The sequence below is a fragment of the Arthrobacter sp. LFS091 genome (assembly GCF_047977885.1).
Taxonomy (GTDB): Bacteria; Actinomycetota; Actinomycetes; order Actinomycetales; family Micrococcaceae; genus Arthrobacter.
Map to the genome: position 1 here is coordinate 111,885 of NZ_JBFPFP010000002.1, position 14,631 is coordinate 126,515.

Sequence of the window (14,631 nt, forward strand, 5' to 3'; positions counted from 1 at the left end):
GTCAGTCCGCCGGCTGTGCGGAAGCTGTGTTGAGGAGTAGTTGATCCTGTGACCTGTGGATTCCCGCGCCCCGGAGCTCCCACCTCGCTAGTGTTGACTTCACAGGGTCCTCACAGGAGCGGCTCAGCCCGGGCAAACCAGCAGAATGGAGAGTTGTCACATGGCATCCCCGCACTCCATGACCAACAACCTCCCCCAGCTCACCCACCCCGATGGCTCACCCATCCGCGCCCTCGTGGTAGATGACGAGCCAAGCCTTGCCGAGCTCATGAGCATGGGCCTTCGCATGGCCGGCTGGTCGGTGGGCGTGGCCGCTGATGGACCCCAAGCCGTAAAGCTCGCCAAGGAATTCCGCCCCGACGTCCTGGTGCTTGACGTGATGCTCCCCGGTTTTGACGGCGTGGAAGTCCTTAACCGGATACGGGCCTTCGCCCCGGAGGTTCCTGCCCTGTTCCTGACAGCAAAGGATGCCGTGCAGGATCGCATCGTGGGCCTCGCGGCCGGAGGAGACGACTACGTCACCAAACCCTTCAGCATGGAAGAAGTGCTGCTTCGCCTGCACCGGCTGGTCCAGCGCTCAGGTGTCGCTGCGATGGACACCGCTGAGCTCGTTGTGGGTGATCTGATCCTGAACGTGGACACCCGGGAGGTCACCCGCGCCGGGGAGGACATTGCCCTGACGGCAACCCAGTTCGAACTCCTGCGCTATCTCATGGAGAACCCGAAACGGGTGGTCAGCAAAGCACAAATCCTTGACCGGGTGTGGGACTACGACTTCGGCGGCCAAGCCAACATCGTGGAGCTGTACATTTCCTACCTCCGCAAGAAGATCGAAGCGAAACACCCGCCAATGATCCATACCGTTCGCGGAGCCGGCTATGTCATCAAACCTGCGGACTAAGCCTTGAGCGCACTCTCCGGGGTTGCCAGAAGCCAGCAGCGCAATTGGCTCAATCCCTCCACCTGGCATTTGCGCACTCGCCTGGTCCTGGTGGCGATGGCTTTGCTGGTGGCCATTTGCGGCGCAGTCGGGGTGGTCAGCTACGCCTCGATGGATATGGTCTTCAACAAGCAGCTCGACAGGCAGCTGGAGCAGGCCTCGCTCCGTGCGGACCTATTCGGCAGACCGCCGTCGAGCTTTCCAAACTCCCCGACAGGACGCCCGGACCCGCTGGAGGCCCGCGGCCAGGCGGCCGGCACGCTGAGCGCCCGTATCGACGGCTCAACGGTGCGCAGCTCCGGGTTGATCGACGCGCGGGGCAATCGCGTCTCCTTGTCCGCCGACGATGAGCAGGTCCTGCTTGCGCTGCCGACAGGTGACGGCCCGGTTGACCGTTCGCTGTCCAACGGCGATTACCGGCTTATGGCCGTGAAGACCAATTACGGCGACGTGATCGTCACTGGCCTGCCGCTCGCGGACAAGCAGACCGCAGAGGCTTCGCTGGTCTGGACCATGGTTCTGGTGTCACTGGGCGGCCTGGTGGTGATCGGCCTCGTGGGGACCGTGATCATCCGTCGCACCATGTGGCCCCTGGAGCAGCTTTCCGATGTCGCCACCAAGGTTTCACGGCTGCCTCTCGACGCCGGTGAAGTGGCACTTGCGGTGCGTGTCCCGCCGTCGGCCTCCCATCCCGGGACCGAAGTGGGGAGCGTGGGCCACGCCCTGAACCAGATGCTGAACAACGTCTCCAGCGCGTTAGAGGCCCGTCAGGAGAGCGAGACCAAAGTGAGGCAGTTCGTTGCCGATGCCTCGCACGAGCTCCGGACGCCGCTGACCGCCATCCGTGGCTACACCGAGCTGCTTCGGATGACCGAGACCTTTACGGACGACGGCAGGAAGTCCTTGGCCCGGGTACAAAGCCAGTCCGAACGCATGACTACGCTGGTGGAGGACCTGCTGTTGCTGGCGAGGTTGGACGAGGGCCAGCCGTTGAAGGTCACGGACGTGGACCTGACCCAGTTGGTGATCGAGACCGTGAGTGACGAAAAAGTCATGGCGCCGGACCACATCTGGCAACTGCAGCTCCCCGGGGAGCCCGTCACCGTACGCGGCGATGCCACGCAATTGCACCAGGTGCTGGCGAACTTGCTCTCGAATGCCCGCAAACACACCGACCCGGGAACAACGGTGGTCACTGGAGTCATGCTCTCCGCGGATGGCAGCGCAGTGGTGACCGTGACCGACAACGGTCCTGGCATACCGCAGGAATTCCAGAGCCGCATCTTCTCCCGTTTTGCCCGTGCCGACGCGGCGAGATCGGGCTCGGAAGGGACCTCGGGGTTGGGCTTGTCGATAGTGGAATCCATCGTTCAAGCGCACGGCGGAAGCGTCGAAGTGACGTCCAGGCCGGGGCGCACCGAGTTCGCCCTCCGGCTGCCTACCGCCACTACCGAACGCCTGTAAAGAATCCGGCAAGACGACTCACCGACTTCGTGATCTCTGTTACCTAAATGTGACTTCTGCGGAAACCTCCTGTACCGTCGAAAGGGTGGGTTGCCCCTAACCGGCCCACATCCGGGATGCGCCGAGCTCTGCCACTTCCCGGAGTCCGATCTTTCACCGAGGCAGAGACGGGGGACCCAGAGTCTCCGGGCCCAGGCATTTTGCCGGCCCTTGGGGTGAAGCCGCAGCGTGATGCGCGGCCGGATGACCTCATCCGAACCCGACAGCTAACTCCGCAGGCGCTGAGAGGTAATCACAAATGTCTGAATTTAACGATCAGACGCGCCCTTCCGCGCGTCACCGCGACCAGAACGACACCCAGTTGACCAAGTCGCAGACCGTCCTCAAAAAGGCCGCCCGTGAGGGCAAGTCCGGCAAGCGCATGCCTGTTGTAGCGGGCGTCATCGCCGCTGCACTGGGCGTTGCATCGCTGGGTACCGCCGCCAACGCGGCCTTGAACCTCCCCGAGGCAAGCCGCGTAGCCGGCACCCAGGCCGCCGCACAGGTCAGCACCAACAAGTCCGCTGAAGTTTCCGCTTCGATGGACGCCGCAGCTGCCAAGGGTGCAGCCGACCGGGCTGCTGCAGACAAGGCCGCCGCCGACAAGGCCGCAGCCGACAAGCTCGCCGCTGATCAGGCCGCTGCCGCGCAGGCTGCCGCCGACAAGGCAGCTGCCGATCAAGCCGCTGCCGAGAAGGCTGCTGCCGACAAGGCCGCTGCTGACGCTGCCGCCAAGCAGGCCGCCGACGCTGCTGCTGCCGCCGCTGCCCAGGCTGCAGCCGCTGCTGCCGCCCCGAAGGCAGTGGACGATCCCGCCGCTGCAAAGGCCTACGCCGCCAGCATCCTTGGCAGCTACGGCTGGGGCGCGGGCGAAATGACCGCCCTGAACACGCTGTGGGAGAAGGAATCAGGATGGCGGACCACTGCCACCAACGCTTCCAGCGGTGCGTACGGTATTGTCCAGTCGCTTCCGGCCGGCAAGATGGCTTCTGCCGGTGCGGACTGGCAGACCAACTACCAGACCCAGATCAAGTGGGGTTTGAACTACATCAAGGAACGCTACGGATCCCCGTCGGCTGCCCTGGCCTTCCACTTGGCCAACAACTGGTACTAAGCCAAGAGCTTTCACGAAAAGCCGCTCCCGCTCCGGGGGCGGCTTTTCGCTTTTAAGGGGCCCCGTCAACTTACACAGTCGCGTCACAGCTTCCGCCTAAAGCACTCACAATCGGCGGCCCCACTGTGAATGCATGACGCTCATAGATCCCGCCACCAGTGCGCTGCCGAACCCCGCCCATGCGGGGACCTTCGCCGCTCCTGCCTTGCCCTACCGGCAGCCGCGGCGCTTTCCCGTGGACACGCGGACCACGGTCCCTGTCCTGGACGTCACCATTCCCGTCCACAACGAAGAGACCGACCTTGAGGAATGCCTGCGCCGCTTGCACGGGCATTTGGTGGAGACGTTCCCGCATACGTTCCGCATCACGGTCGCGGACAATGCGAGCACGGACAACACATTGAAGATCGCCGAGCGCCTGGCCCGTGAACTCCCCGAAATCGGCGTCATGCGCTTTGAGGAGAAGGGCCGGGGCAACGCCCTCCGTCAGGTCTGGCTCGCCTCCCCGTCCCCGGTGCTCGCCTACATGGACGTGGACCTCTCCACTGATCTTGCCGCCCTGGCACCCCTGCTGGCTCCCCTGATCTCCGGCCACTCGGACCTCGCCATCGGGACCCGGCTCTCCCGCAACTCCCGTGTTGTCCGCGGGCCCAAGCGCGAGTTCGTCTCCCGCAGCTACAACGTCCTCCTGCATACGCTCATGGGCGCCCGGTTCTCGGATGCCCAATGCGGTTTCAAAGCCATCCGGGCAGACGTCGCCCACAGGATCCTCCCCCACACCCTGGACAACGCCTGGTTCTTCGACACCGAACTCCTGGTCCTGGCCGAGCGCTGCGGCCTCCGCGTCCATGAAGTCCCCGTCGACTGGACGGACGATCCGAACTCAAGTGTCGACGTCGTACGAACCGCCCTGGCCGACCTCCGCGGAATGGCGCGCCTGACGCGCGACCTCGTCACCGGGCGCATCCCTGTCCCCGAACTGCGCGCGGCCTTGGCCCGCGGCCCATTGCCGGCGTCGTCGCGAACATCGGAATCGACCCCACGCGCCAGCCTGTTCGGGCAACTGGTGCGCTTTGCGGTGATCGGCGCGGCGTCCACAGTGGCCTACCTGCTGATCTTCCTGCTGTGCCGGGGATTCATGGACCCGCAGCTCGCCAACTTCCTGGCCCTGATCGTGACGGCCGTCGCCAACACAGCCGCCAACCGGCGCTTCACGTTCGGCATCCAGGGCGGCAGCCACGCCCGCCACCACTTTGAAGGCTTGATTGTTTTCTGCATCGGCCTGGCACTCACCTCGGGCGCGCTGGCCCTGGTGCACGGAACCACGACGCCGGACCGCTGGCTTGAGGTGGCAACGGTAGTTGGCGCGAACCTCGCCGCGACCGGGGCCCGCTTCCTGTTGTTCCGCCTGTGGGTGTTCCGCCGACCCGCCACACCGGCCCCTCAAACCGAGGGTTCCGACAAGACCACAGAGGTGCCAGCGAAATGATCACCGCCCTTCAGCCAAGCCATGCCGTTGACGAACCAATGAAGTCCCCGGAAACACCGACCCGCCTGCAGCGCCTCGTTTTCGGACCGCAACCACGCTGGGTACGACCGTCCGCCGCCGGGCTTCTGGTGGGGACCGCGTTCCTCTATCTCTGGAACCTTGCCGCCACCGGATACGCCAACTCTTTCTACGCCGCAGCTATCCAAGCAGGCACCAAGGACTGGACGGCACTCTTTTTCGGCTCCCTCGATGCCGGCAATGCGATCACGGTGGACAAGCCGCCGGCATCCCTCTGGATTCCGGCCTTGGTTGGCAGGATCTTCGGCTTCTCCCCTACCAGCATGCTGGTTCCGGAGGCTCTCATGGGGGTCGCCGCCGTCGGGCTTCTGTACCTGACGGTCAAGCGCGTGTCCGGTCCCGCGGCAGGGCTCCTCGCCGGTGGCGCTTTGGCGCTGACCCCCGTTGCTGCCCTGATGTTCCGCTTCAACAACCCCGACGCCATGCTGACGTTGTGCCTGGTGTTGGCCGCATACCTGACAACCCGCGCCATTGAGAAGGCCGGCTGGAAATGGTTGGCCGCGGCAGGCGCAGTGGTGGGGCTGGCTTTCCTGAGCAAGATGCTCCAAGGGTTCCTGATCGTGCCGGGTTTGGCACTGGCCTATCTGTGGGCCGCTCCCACAACTCTGGGCAAGCGAATCCTGCACCTCCTTGCTGCGGGCGCGGGCATCGTTGCCGTGGCGGGTACCTACATTGCGATCTTCCAGCTGACTCCGGCGTCGGCCAGGCCCTATATGGCCGGCTCGGCGGGAAACAGCTTCCTGGAACTCACCTTCGGCTACAACGGGCTGGGGCGCATAACCGGTTCGGGTGAGGGCGGCGCCGGCGGCGGCATGCCCGGGGGTTCCGGTGCGGACGGCGGTCTGCCGGGCGGCGGAGGCTTTGGTGGCGGTCTGCCGGGCGGTGGCTTCGGTGGCGGTGGCTTTGGTGGCGCTGCGGGACTGGGCCGTATGTTCGGGACCAGCTTTGGCGGTGAAGTCTCATGGCTCCTGCCCGCGGCGTTGATCCTGCTGGTGGCCGGGCTGAGGTTTACCCGCCGCGAAGCCCGCACGTCGCGAAGCCGCGCTGCCCTGCTGATGTGGGGCGGCTGGCTGGTTGTCACGGCCGGCATCTTCAGCTTCATGAGCGGCATCGTCCACCCGTACTATGCAGTGGCCCTGGCACCGGCTATTGCCGCACTTGTCGGCATCGGATGCGTCGAACTCTGGCGCGGCCGGGCGTCGTGGACGCCCCGGATCGTGCTGGCAGTGGTGGTGCTGGGAAGTGCGCTGTGGTCCGCGGTACTCCTCGGCCGGGATGCCTCGTGGCTGCCGTGGCTGCGTATCGTGGTGGTGGTTCTTGGTGTCCTTGCTGCAGCCGCTCTCCTGCTTCGTGTGGATCAACTGGGTGGCACCAGGCTCAAGGGTGGCCTCCGGCGGCTGCCTGCTGCCGCCGTCGTCGTGATGTCGTTGCTCGCCGGCGGCCTCGGAACCGGGGCATGGACAGTGGCTACTGCGGCGACTCCGCACTCGGGTTCAATTCCGACGTCGGGACCTGCCGGTGCGGCCAGCGGCGGCTTTGGCGCCCGGGCAGGACTGGACACCCGAGCAGGACTGGACACTGGAAGCCGCGACTTTGATGGTGCAGGAGGCGGTCCGGGCGGGAGCACCGCGAACGCCGAGCTGACGGCGCTACTGAAATCCACCACCACCAAGTGGTCTGCCATTGTCTCCGGAGCCACCCAGGCCGCTGACCTGGAACTCGCCACGAACACCAGCGTGATCGCCCTTGGTGGCTGGAACGGCGGCGACCCCTACCCCACGCTGGCCCAGTTCCAGGACATGGTAGACAAAGGCCAGATCAGCTACTTCATCTCCGGCGGCGGCATGGGCGGCGGCATGGGCGGCCGCGGTGGCAACTCCGAGGTCGCGGCCTGGGTAGCTGCAAACTACCAGGCCCAAACCGTTGGCAGCACTACCGTCTACAAGCTGGTGGGCTGACCATGACCACGTACTTCAAACCGCTGACCGAACCAGCAGGACAGGCGACCACGGCACAAAGCAGCCGTCTGGCGCCAGGAAGCCGGGCCGGACATCGCAGAAACCAGGGCCCCGTCCGGAACCGCCTCGAACTCACGGCAGTCCTTTTGGGAACTGCAGTCCTTTACATCTGGGGCCTTGGATCTTCCGGCTGGGCCAACGCGTTCTACTCCGCTGCTGCCCAGGCAGGCTCGCAGGACTGGACAGCGTGGTTTTTCGGCTCCTCCGACGCCGCCAACTCCATCACCGTGGACAAACCTCCGGCGGCACTCTGGATCACTGGACTGTCCGTCCGAATGTTCGGCCTGAGCTCCTGGAGCATCCTGGTTCCCCAGGCGTTGATGGGGGTGGCGACGGCGTGGATCATGTACCTGGCCATCCGCCGGGCAGCGCTCCCTGCCACGGACAACCTCCGCTTGGCGCACCGCGCTGGCCTCCTGGCTGCCGCGGTCCTGGCCCTGACGCCGGTAGCCACGCTCATGTTCCGCTTCAACAACCCGGACGCATTGTTGGTCCTGCTCATGACAGCCGCGGGCTATGCCGTGCTCCGTTCCATCCAGGACCGGAAACTGCGGTGGCTCATCCTTGCCGGGGTATTCCTGGGCTTCGGATTCCTGGCCAAGCAGCTTCAGGTCCTCCTGGTGGTTCCGGGCTTCGGGCTCGCCTATCTTGTCTGTGCTTACCCTAGGCCGGGCCGGCGGGTACTCCACCTCTTGGCCGCAGGGGGCGCGATGGTGGCGTCGGCTGGTTGGTGGATTGCCGCCGTCGAGCTTGTCCCCGCGAACCTGCGCCCCTACATCGGCGGCTCGCAGAACAACTCGATCCTGGAATTGACGTTTGGCTACAACGGCTTGGGGCGCCTCAACGGCGACGAGACCGGCAGTGTGGGCGGTGGCGGCAACGGGTGGGGCACTCCGGGTTTGCTGCGCATGTTCGGCACGGAGTTCGGCGGCCAGATCGCGTGGCTCATTCCGAGCGCACTCATTCTTGGCGGCGCACTCCTGTGGCTGGGCCGGCGAGCGCCGCGAACTGATGTAGTCCGTGCGTCGGTCATTGTGTGGGGTTCATGGCTGCTGGTGACCGGCCTGGTGTTCAGCTACATGCAGGGCATCATCCACCCCTACTACTCCGTGGCGCTGGCTCCGGGAATTGCCGGGCTGGTGGGCCTGGGCGGCGTGCTGTTGTGGCAGCGGCGCTCGCGGCTCCCTGTCGCCCTGCTGCTTGGGGCGTCACTCATGGCCGCAGGGTTCACGGCCTTCGCCCTCCTGGGCCAGGCTCCGGCGTTCCTTCCGTGGCTGCGGTGGGTGGTGGTTCTTGGCGCCGTGGTCCTGGCCGCCGCCGTCGTCGCGAGCGGCCGCTGGCGCCGGGCCTGGGTGACGCGTACGACGGCGGGCCTCGCGGTCGCTGTTGCACTCGCCGCGCCGTTGGCCTACTCAGTGGCGACCGCCGCCACGCCTCACACGGGGGCGATCGTGAGCGCAGGGCCGGTCACGGCTGGATTCGGGCCCGGTTTCGGCCGCAACACGTCAGCGCAAGGTATCAGGAGGCCTGGCACGCAACAGGGCACGGGCCAGGCGCCCGGCGGGCAGGGTTTTGGTGGCGGCGGTACTAACGGTGGCGGTTTTGCCGGTGGCGGGCAAGGCGGCGCCATGGGCGGGCTGCTCGGTGCCACCACACCATCCTCCGACTTGGTAAGCGCCCTCAAAGCCGACGCCGACAACTACACGTGGGCGGCCGCCGTCGTGGGTTCCAACAACGCAGCCGGCTACCAACTGGCTGCCGGACTGCCGGTCATGGCGGTTGGCGGGTTCAACGGAACGGACCCTTCGCCGACGTTGGCGCAGTTCCAGCAGCTCGTGGCCGACGGGAAGATCCACTACTTCATTGGAGGGCGCCTCATGCAGGGCAACGGCGGTTCAGACGCTTCCAGCGAGATCGCTGGTTGGGTGGCCGCGAACTACCAAGCCACCACCATCGGCGGAACCACTGTGTACGACCTGGGCGGCTGAGCGCTCCTCGTCCGCCGCGCGGCAAAAGGTGCGAAAATCCCGCCGGACAGCACCTGGAGTAGGGCTATGCTTCCGGTTCTGCTTCCAGTGCCCCGCGGACGGCGGCGATCGAAGCTGCGACGTCCCCGGCGTCCGTGGTCCAGTTGCTCACCGAGATCCTAAGGATTTCCCGGCCCCGCCACGACGATCCGGACATCCACACTGCGCCTTCGGCCATGAGCCGTTGCGTCACGCGGTGGGTGCGGTCATCGCTGCCGAAGCTCACGGAGACCTGCGTGAAGACAACATCGTTGAGCACCTCCACGCCGGGAATGGCCGCGAGTCCCTCTGCCAGCGCTCGGGCATTTGCCGCCAAGCGCTCCACCATGGAGATCACGCCATCCCTGCCCAACTGCCTGAGCGCCGCCCACACCGGGATGCCACGGGCGCGTCGGGACATTTCCGGTACCTTCTCCAGAGGGTCCCCCAGCCCCGCTTCGGTGGCGATCAGGTAACTGGTGTGGACGCTGAAAGCCCTCCTCAGGGACTCGGGCCGGGAAACTATGGCAAGCCCGCAGTCGTACGGGACGTTCAACGTCTTGTGGGCGTCCGTGGCCCACGAGTCGGCCTCTTCCACACCGGCAAGCCGTTCCCGCAGGGTCGGGCTGATGGCCGCCCATAAGCCGAACGCGCCGTCCACATGGACCCACGCTCCGCGGTCGTGTGCCACGGCGATGGCTTCCGTCATGGGGTCAAAGGCGCCGGAATGCAGGTTGCCCGCTTGCAGGCACACCAGTGTTGGCCCCGGTTGCTCATCCATGGCTTCGGCCAATGCGTCCGGGATGATCCGCCCTTCCCGGTCAGCGTCCACGGGGACACAGGCTCCCAAGCCCAGGTACCGCAATGCGAGATCCACAGCGGCATGGCGTTCCCGTCCCGCGAACGTGGTGATCCGCGGGCCTCCGTTGAGTCCCAGCGCCTCGAGGTCCCAGCCGGCCTCGTCCATCAGGTACTGACGACCAGCCGCCAGTCCAACAAAGTTCGCGGTGGTGGCACCCGTGGTGAATCCGACGTAGGCGGTTGCGGGAAGGTGCAACAGGTCCAAAAGCCAAGCCGCAGCTGATTCCTCGATAGCTGCGGCAGCGGGGGTGGCGAAACGGAGGCCGGTATTTTGATCCCAGGCCGAGACAAGCCAATCAGCGGCCATTGCAGCCGGCAAGGTTCCGCCCATGACCCATCCAAAAAAGCGGCCTGACTGGATTGCCATGAGGCCTGGCTCAGCCAGTGCGGCCAGCTCATCCACCACTTCTGCCGCATCAGTAGGCCCATCCGGGAGTCGCGGCAAGATGCTTCCGGCAACCTGATCGGCGTCGGATGAAGGGCGGACGGGACGGGTAGGCACCGACGCGAGCCAATCACCGGCGTGGACCATGGCCCGCCCCAATGCAGCACCGTACGCCTCCGGCATCGCAGACATGGGCACAGCCTACTCCCGGCAAGCCGGGCCGAACAGGGCTAGAGAGTGAGCGTCAGGAGGTGACCGCCGTCGTCGTCCTTTACAGCGGTGACCGTCACCGCGGAGTAGTCCGGGATCCGCCACATGCCTGGTTCCAATTCCGCATTGTGCCTGGCAGCGGCCTTGCCCACCACCACAGTGCGCATCCCTGCGGCACGCGCAGCTGCGATCCCGGCAGGTGCGTCTTCGAAGACCACGACGTCGGCCGGGTCGGCTCCCAGCAGCGCGGCGGCTTTGAGGTAACCCTCCGGATGGGGCTTGCCGCGGGTGACAGACTCCGCGGTCACGGCGGTGGAAGGCATGGTCAGCCCGGCTGCCCGCATGCGGATTTCGGCCAGGATGCTGTCAGCAGAGGTAACCAACGCAACGGCATCGTCCGGAAGTGCTTTCAGAAGGGCTTCGGCACCGGGAAGGGCAATCACGCCATCTGTCCGGGACCTTTCCATCTCGCCAAGTTCTGCCGTCAACGCTGCGAAGTCGGACCCGGCCGGCGCATACCGCCGCACCGTGTCGCCGGCCTGGACGCCGTGCGAGGTGCGGAGGATCTCGTCAAAGTCCAGGCCGTAGCGCTCGGCGAACTCCAGCCACACCTGTTCAACGATCGCCGTCGAGTCAACCAACGTCCCGTCCATGTCGAAGAGGACGGCGCGGACAGTCAGGACGGGTGGCTGGGAAGGGCGTTCGGCAGGATGGCTCATGGTTCCATCCTGCCGCACGCCAAGGGGATGTCAGCCGTTGGGCCGCTGCGGGAGGTACTGAAGTGCCCACTTGTTGCCGTCTGGGTCCGCAAAGTAGACGAAGTGGCCCCAGGCCTGGATGTCGATGTCGCTGACGTCCACTCCGTTGTCCTTGAGCTGCTGGTGGGCCTTGTTGATGTCGCTGACCACGATTTGCAGGCTTGGAGCTGTACCCGGAGGGGCGTCGTTCAGGCCCTCTCCAATGCAGATGGAGCATGCCGAGCCCGGCGGTGTCAGTTGCACGAAACGGATGTCCTCCGAGGGACGCTCGTCGTAGTCGGCGTTGAAACCAACCTTGTTGACGTAGAAATCCTTCGCGCGATCGACGTCGGAGACAGGGACATATACCAGTTCAAGTTTCCAGTCCATGCGCCACAGGCTAGCGGGCTGGTTTGAAAACCGGTAGGGGTCAATCGTTCCCTGTGGAGATCAGCCGGCCACGCCGTAGAGGCGGTCGCCGGCGTCGCCCAGGCCGGGCACGATGTACGACTTCTCATTGAGCTTCTCGTCGATGGACGCCAGGACAATGTTGACGTTGGCGTCGGAAAGCTCTTCTTCCAGTTTGGCCAGTCCCTCAGGAGCAGCAAGCAGGCAGATGCAGGTGACGTCGGAGGCGCCGCGCTTGAAGAGGAACTTGATGGCCTCGCGCAGGGTGCCGCCGGTTGCAAGCATGGGGTCCAGGACGAAGATCTGGCGGCCGGTGAGGTCCTCGGGAAGGCGCTCGGCGTAGGTGATGATGTCCAGGGTTTCTTCGTCACGGGCCATGCCCAGGAAGCCAACCTCGGCGGTGGGGACCAGCTTGGTCATGCCCTCAAGCATGCCAAGGCCTGCACGCAGGATGGGGACAACCAGCGGAGTGGGCTTGGTGAAAGCCGTACCGATGGTCTTCGTGACGGGGGTCTCGATTTCGACCGGCTGCGTCTTGACCTCGCGGGTGGCTTCATAGGCCAGGAGGGTGACAAGTTCTTCAGTGAGTTGCCGGAAGACCGGTGAAGGGGTGTTCTTATCCCGCAGAACGGTGAGCTTGTGAGCGACCAGCGGGTGGTCCACGACGAGTGTGCGCATCCCCCAAAACTATCATTGAGACATGAGCGCCACCGAGCCGTATCACGCAGACCACATGGCCTGGATGGGCCTTGCCCTGGACGAGGCCCGGTTGGCGCTGAAAACGGACGACGTACCTATTGGCGCAGTGGTGTTGGGGCCGGACGGCGGCGTGCTGGGTTCCGGACGCAACGAACGCGAAGCGCACGGGGACCCGACGGCCCACGCTGAGGTGGTTGCAATCCGCCAAGCGGCTGCTTCGCTGCGCCAGCGCGCTCATGATGCGGGCGCCGGCGGTGACGGCTGGCGGCTTGAGGACTGCACCTTGGTGGTGACCCTTGAACCGTGTGCCATGTGTGCCGGGGCTATCGTCCTGGCACGGATTGCGCGCGTGGTTTTTGGCGCGTGGGACGAGAAGGCGGGAGCGGTGGGATCCGTGTTCGATATTCTCCGCGAGCGCCGGCTAAACCACTGGGTAGAGGTCTACGCCGGTGTGCGGGAGGAAGAATGCGCGGCCCTGCTGAAGGAGTTCTTCGCCTCTCATCGCGTGCCCGGCGGGAGTAACTACCCGGCCTGATCCTCTTCTTTGCGGGAGTAGCAATGCCAGTCTCTTTCAACCACACCATCGTCTACGCAACGGACAAGCACGCCTCAGCCGAATTTCTGGCGCGCATCTTCGGCCTTCCGAAGCCGCAACCCATGTGGTCCTTCGTCACGGTGTTGTTGGACAACGGTGTCACGTTGGACTTCCTGGAGGCGTCCGGGGAGATAGCGCCCCAGCACTACGCCTTCCTGGTCAGCGAAGAGGAGTTCGACCAGATCTTCCTGCGAATCACGGCGGAGCACATCCCCTATTGGGCCGACCCCGCCCGATCCCGTGCGAACCAGATCAACCACAACGACGGCGGCCGCGGCATCTACTTTTCCGATCCGGACGGCCACTTCCTCGAGGCGATCACCCGCCCGTATGGATCGGGCTGAGTTGGTTCCTTGAAGGCGTCAGCGTCCGGCGGCCTCATCCAAGGCGTCGATCCGCACTTGCCGTGATGCCGGCGAGTCAAGGCTGAACGAGCGGAAATCGCCGAGTTCTTCCCGGATCCACGTTTCCACCTGCGTGATCCTCTCGCGGACCGCCTCCGTCGGCTGATCGAAGGTCCAGGCGGCGATCCGTTCCTTGCCGGGATCGTACTGCCACAGCCCCATGATCCTCCCTCGGTCCAGGATGGGGTGATCCGGGAGGTCGGCCTGAAGCGCAAGCGTGGTGTCCAGGACTTTCTTGCCCTTGTCCTCGTCGGCGAACATGTCCACGGAGTTCCTTCTGTGGAGGACCAGTGAGTCTGTGCCTGCCAGCAGCTGGATTTGTTCGTCGCCCGGCACTTCGAAGTCCGCCAAACGATCGACGTCAGCGGGCAGCATCCAGAGCACGTCCCCGTTCGCTGTTGGCACCTCCACAGCCCCGATGCCAGCGAGCGCCGCTTTGCTCTGCGCCACGGTAAACGCGGTGAACCATTGGGTCTGCTTGAAGGTCGCTCCGCCAGTCCAGCGCAAGTACCGTTCGAGCAGGAGGCGGCGGGCGCCGTCGTCGCCCATCCCGCTGGGCTGCAGGCCCCACCCGGTATAGGCGTAGCGCTGCTGATCGAGGCGGCCGTTGACGGGGACGCGGCGGATACGGCCGTCCGCCTGCAGCAGCCCGAGAGCAGTTGGCAGTGTGGTGGAGGCACCCTTCTTCTTGCCTTCCTCTCCCAGGCTGCGGACCGAATCGCCCAGTACGTCCCTGAGCTGTTTGGGGTCCATGGGGCTGCTGGATTCCTTGAGGGCATGCTCCACTTCGTCCTCAAGGAGGGTGATTTCGCCGCGCTCTACGCCCAGCCTCGCCAACACTTTGAACGGGGCAATCGCGGCGTCGCGGCCGATCTGGAGGGCCCACGCGTAGTCGGCCTGCCCCAGGACGTAGGTGCATCCGCGGGCCGTAGGGAGTTCATGGATTTTCAGGGCTTTGACGTCCTGGTCTGCCTGATCGCGGCTGATCCCCGCCCGCGCGAAGAGCGTGAGGTACGGGTTGGCGCCACCCACCGAACGCGCCCATCCGGCGTGGTCAAGAACTTCCTCGGAAGTCCTGCCGATCAGTGAGCCGTCGAGGCCTTGTTTGTGCCAGGCCCACGCCCGAAGGCGCTCGGGAGTGAGGGTGGCTGCGGCGGGAGCGGTGGCGGTCATGGCCCCATTCT

Annotated in this window: 13 protein-coding genes and 1 riboswitch; of the genes, 8 read left to right on the top strand and 5 right to left on the bottom strand. The window is 65.4% G+C overall.

Features of this window, described 5'->3' with window-relative positions; translation table 11 throughout:
• The first annotated feature begins 160 nt into the window (after positions 1-160).
• The 6 genes from ACNQOP_RS03285 (at position 161) to ACNQOP_RS03310 (ending at position 9,130) form a co-directional block, all read left to right on the top strand.
• Positions 161-901: a response regulator transcription factor gene (locus ACNQOP_RS03285; RefSeq protein WP_235519987.1), complete on the top strand. Its 741-nt coding sequence runs from the start codon at positions 161-163 to the stop codon at positions 899-901.
• A gap of 3 nt (positions 902-904) precedes the next feature.
• Positions 905-2,404: an ATP-binding protein gene (locus ACNQOP_RS03290; RefSeq protein ID WP_416403319.1), complete on the top strand. Its 1,500-nt coding sequence runs from the start codon at positions 905-907 to the stop codon at positions 2,402-2,404.
• A 109-nt stretch (positions 2,405-2,513) separates the two neighbouring features.
• Positions 2,514-2,699: riboswitch (cyclic di-AMP (ydaO/yuaA leader) on the top strand.
• 3 nt (positions 2,700-2,702) lie between these two features.
• Positions 2,703-3,557 (top strand): hypothetical protein, encoded by an 855-nt coding sequence (locus ACNQOP_RS03295; RefSeq protein ID WP_416403320.1) that lies wholly within the window; start codon positions 2,703-2,705, stop codon positions 3,555-3,557.
• 133 nt (positions 3,558-3,690) lie between these two features.
• Entirely contained in the window at positions 3,691-5,046 is a 1,356-nt protein-coding gene (locus tag ACNQOP_RS03300) for a glycosyltransferase (RefSeq protein ID WP_416403321.1), read from the top strand.
• The gene (locus tag ACNQOP_RS03305; protein ID WP_416403322.1) at positions 5,043-7,082 is read left to right on the top strand and encodes a glycosyltransferase family 39 protein; all 2,040 of its coding nucleotides are present in this window, start codon (positions 5,043-5,045) and stop codon (positions 7,080-7,082) included. The genes ACNQOP_RS03300 and ACNQOP_RS03305 overlap by 4 nt, the downstream gene beginning before the upstream one ends.
• A 2-nt stretch (positions 7,083-7,084) precedes the next feature.
• On the top strand, positions 7,085-9,130 hold the full coding sequence (locus ACNQOP_RS03310; protein WP_416403323.1) for an ArnT family glycosyltransferase: 2,046 nt from the start codon (positions 7,085-7,087) through the stop codon (positions 9,128-9,130).
• A 64-nt stretch (positions 9,131-9,194) separates the two neighbouring features.
• Here the strand turns inward: ACNQOP_RS03310 and ACNQOP_RS03315 are convergent, their stop codons facing one another.
• From ACNQOP_RS03315 to upp, 4 genes are read right to left on the bottom strand one after another with little or no spacing between them, the layout of a single operon-like run.
• Positions 9,195-10,586, bottom strand: coding sequence for a pyridoxal phosphate-dependent decarboxylase family protein (locus ACNQOP_RS03315; RefSeq protein ID WP_416403324.1), 1,392 nt, complete (start codon positions 10,584-10,586; stop codon positions 9,195-9,197).
• Positions 10,587-10,624: 38 nt separating this feature from the next.
• On the bottom strand, positions 10,625-11,323 hold the full coding sequence (locus tag ACNQOP_RS03320; RefSeq protein ID WP_416403325.1) for an HAD-IA family hydrolase: 699 nt from the start codon (positions 11,321-11,323) through the stop codon (positions 10,625-10,627).
• 30 nt (positions 11,324-11,353) lie between these two features.
• Positions 11,354-11,731, bottom strand: coding sequence for a VOC family protein (locus ACNQOP_RS03325; protein WP_257370406.1), 378 nt, complete (start codon positions 11,729-11,731; stop codon positions 11,354-11,356).
• 60 nt (positions 11,732-11,791) lie between these two features.
• Entirely contained in the window at positions 11,792-12,427 is a 636-nt protein-coding gene (gene upp / locus ACNQOP_RS03330) for a uracil phosphoribosyltransferase (RefSeq protein WP_026542238.1), read from the bottom strand.
• A gap of 22 nt (positions 12,428-12,449) precedes the next feature.
• Between upp and ACNQOP_RS03335 the strand changes: the two genes are divergently transcribed.
• Positions 12,450-12,983: a nucleoside deaminase gene (locus ACNQOP_RS03335; protein WP_416403326.1), complete on the top strand. Its 534-nt coding sequence runs from the start codon at positions 12,450-12,452 to the stop codon at positions 12,981-12,983.
• Positions 12,984-13,006: 23 nt separating this feature from the next.
• Positions 13,007-13,387, top strand: coding sequence for a VOC family protein (locus tag ACNQOP_RS03340; protein ID WP_235519966.1), 381 nt, complete (start codon positions 13,007-13,009; stop codon positions 13,385-13,387).
• 18 nt (positions 13,388-13,405) lie between these two features.
• On the opposite strand, the gene ACNQOP_RS03345 is transcribed toward ACNQOP_RS03340, so the two are convergent.
• Entirely contained in the window at positions 13,406-14,620 is a 1,215-nt protein-coding gene (locus tag ACNQOP_RS03345; RefSeq protein ID WP_416403327.1) for a DNA glycosylase AlkZ-like family protein, read from the bottom strand.
• Between the last annotated feature and the right edge of the window lie 11 nt (positions 14,621-14,631).

Bases quoted from the DNA above. Each gene is read 5' to 3' on its own strand.
- ACNQOP_RS03285 (WP_235519987.1), top strand. From the start codon at position 161: ATGGCATCCCCGCACTCCATGACCAACAACCTCCCCCAGCTCACCCAC.
- ACNQOP_RS03295 (WP_416403320.1), top strand. From the start codon at position 2,703: ATGTCTGAATTTAACGATCAGACGCGCCCTTCCGCGCGTCACCGCGAC.
- ACNQOP_RS03300 (WP_416403321.1), top strand. From the start codon at position 3,691: ATGACGCTCATAGATCCCGCCACCAGTGCGCTGCCGAACCCCGCCCAT.
- ACNQOP_RS03305 (WP_416403322.1), top strand. From the start codon at position 5,043: ATGATCACCGCCCTTCAGCCAAGCCATGCCGTTGACGAACCAATGAAG.
- ACNQOP_RS03310 (WP_416403323.1), top strand. From the start codon at position 7,085: ATGACCACGTACTTCAAACCGCTGACCGAACCAGCAGGACAGGCGACC.
- ACNQOP_RS03315 (WP_416403324.1), bottom strand. From the start codon at position 10,586: ATGTCTGCGATGCCGGAGGCGTACGGTGCTGCATTGGGGCGGGCCATG.
- ACNQOP_RS03320 (WP_416403325.1), bottom strand. From the start codon at position 11,323: ATGAGCCATCCTGCCGAACGCCCTTCCCAGCCACCCGTCCTGACTGTC.
- ACNQOP_RS03325 (WP_257370406.1), bottom strand. From the start codon at position 11,731: ATGGACTGGAAACTTGAACTGGTATATGTCCCTGTCTCCGACGTCGAT.
- upp (WP_026542238.1), bottom strand. From the start codon at position 12,427: ATGCGCACACTCGTCGTGGACCACCCGCTGGTCGCTCACAAGCTCACC.
- ACNQOP_RS03335 (WP_416403326.1), top strand. From the start codon at position 12,450: ATGAGCGCCACCGAGCCGTATCACGCAGACCACATGGCCTGGATGGGC.
- ACNQOP_RS03340 (WP_235519966.1), top strand. From the start codon at position 13,007: ATGCCAGTCTCTTTCAACCACACCATCGTCTACGCAACGGACAAGCAC.
- ACNQOP_RS03345 (WP_416403327.1), bottom strand. From the start codon at position 14,620: ATGACCGCCACCGCTCCCGCCGCAGCCACCCTCACTCCCGAGCGCCTT.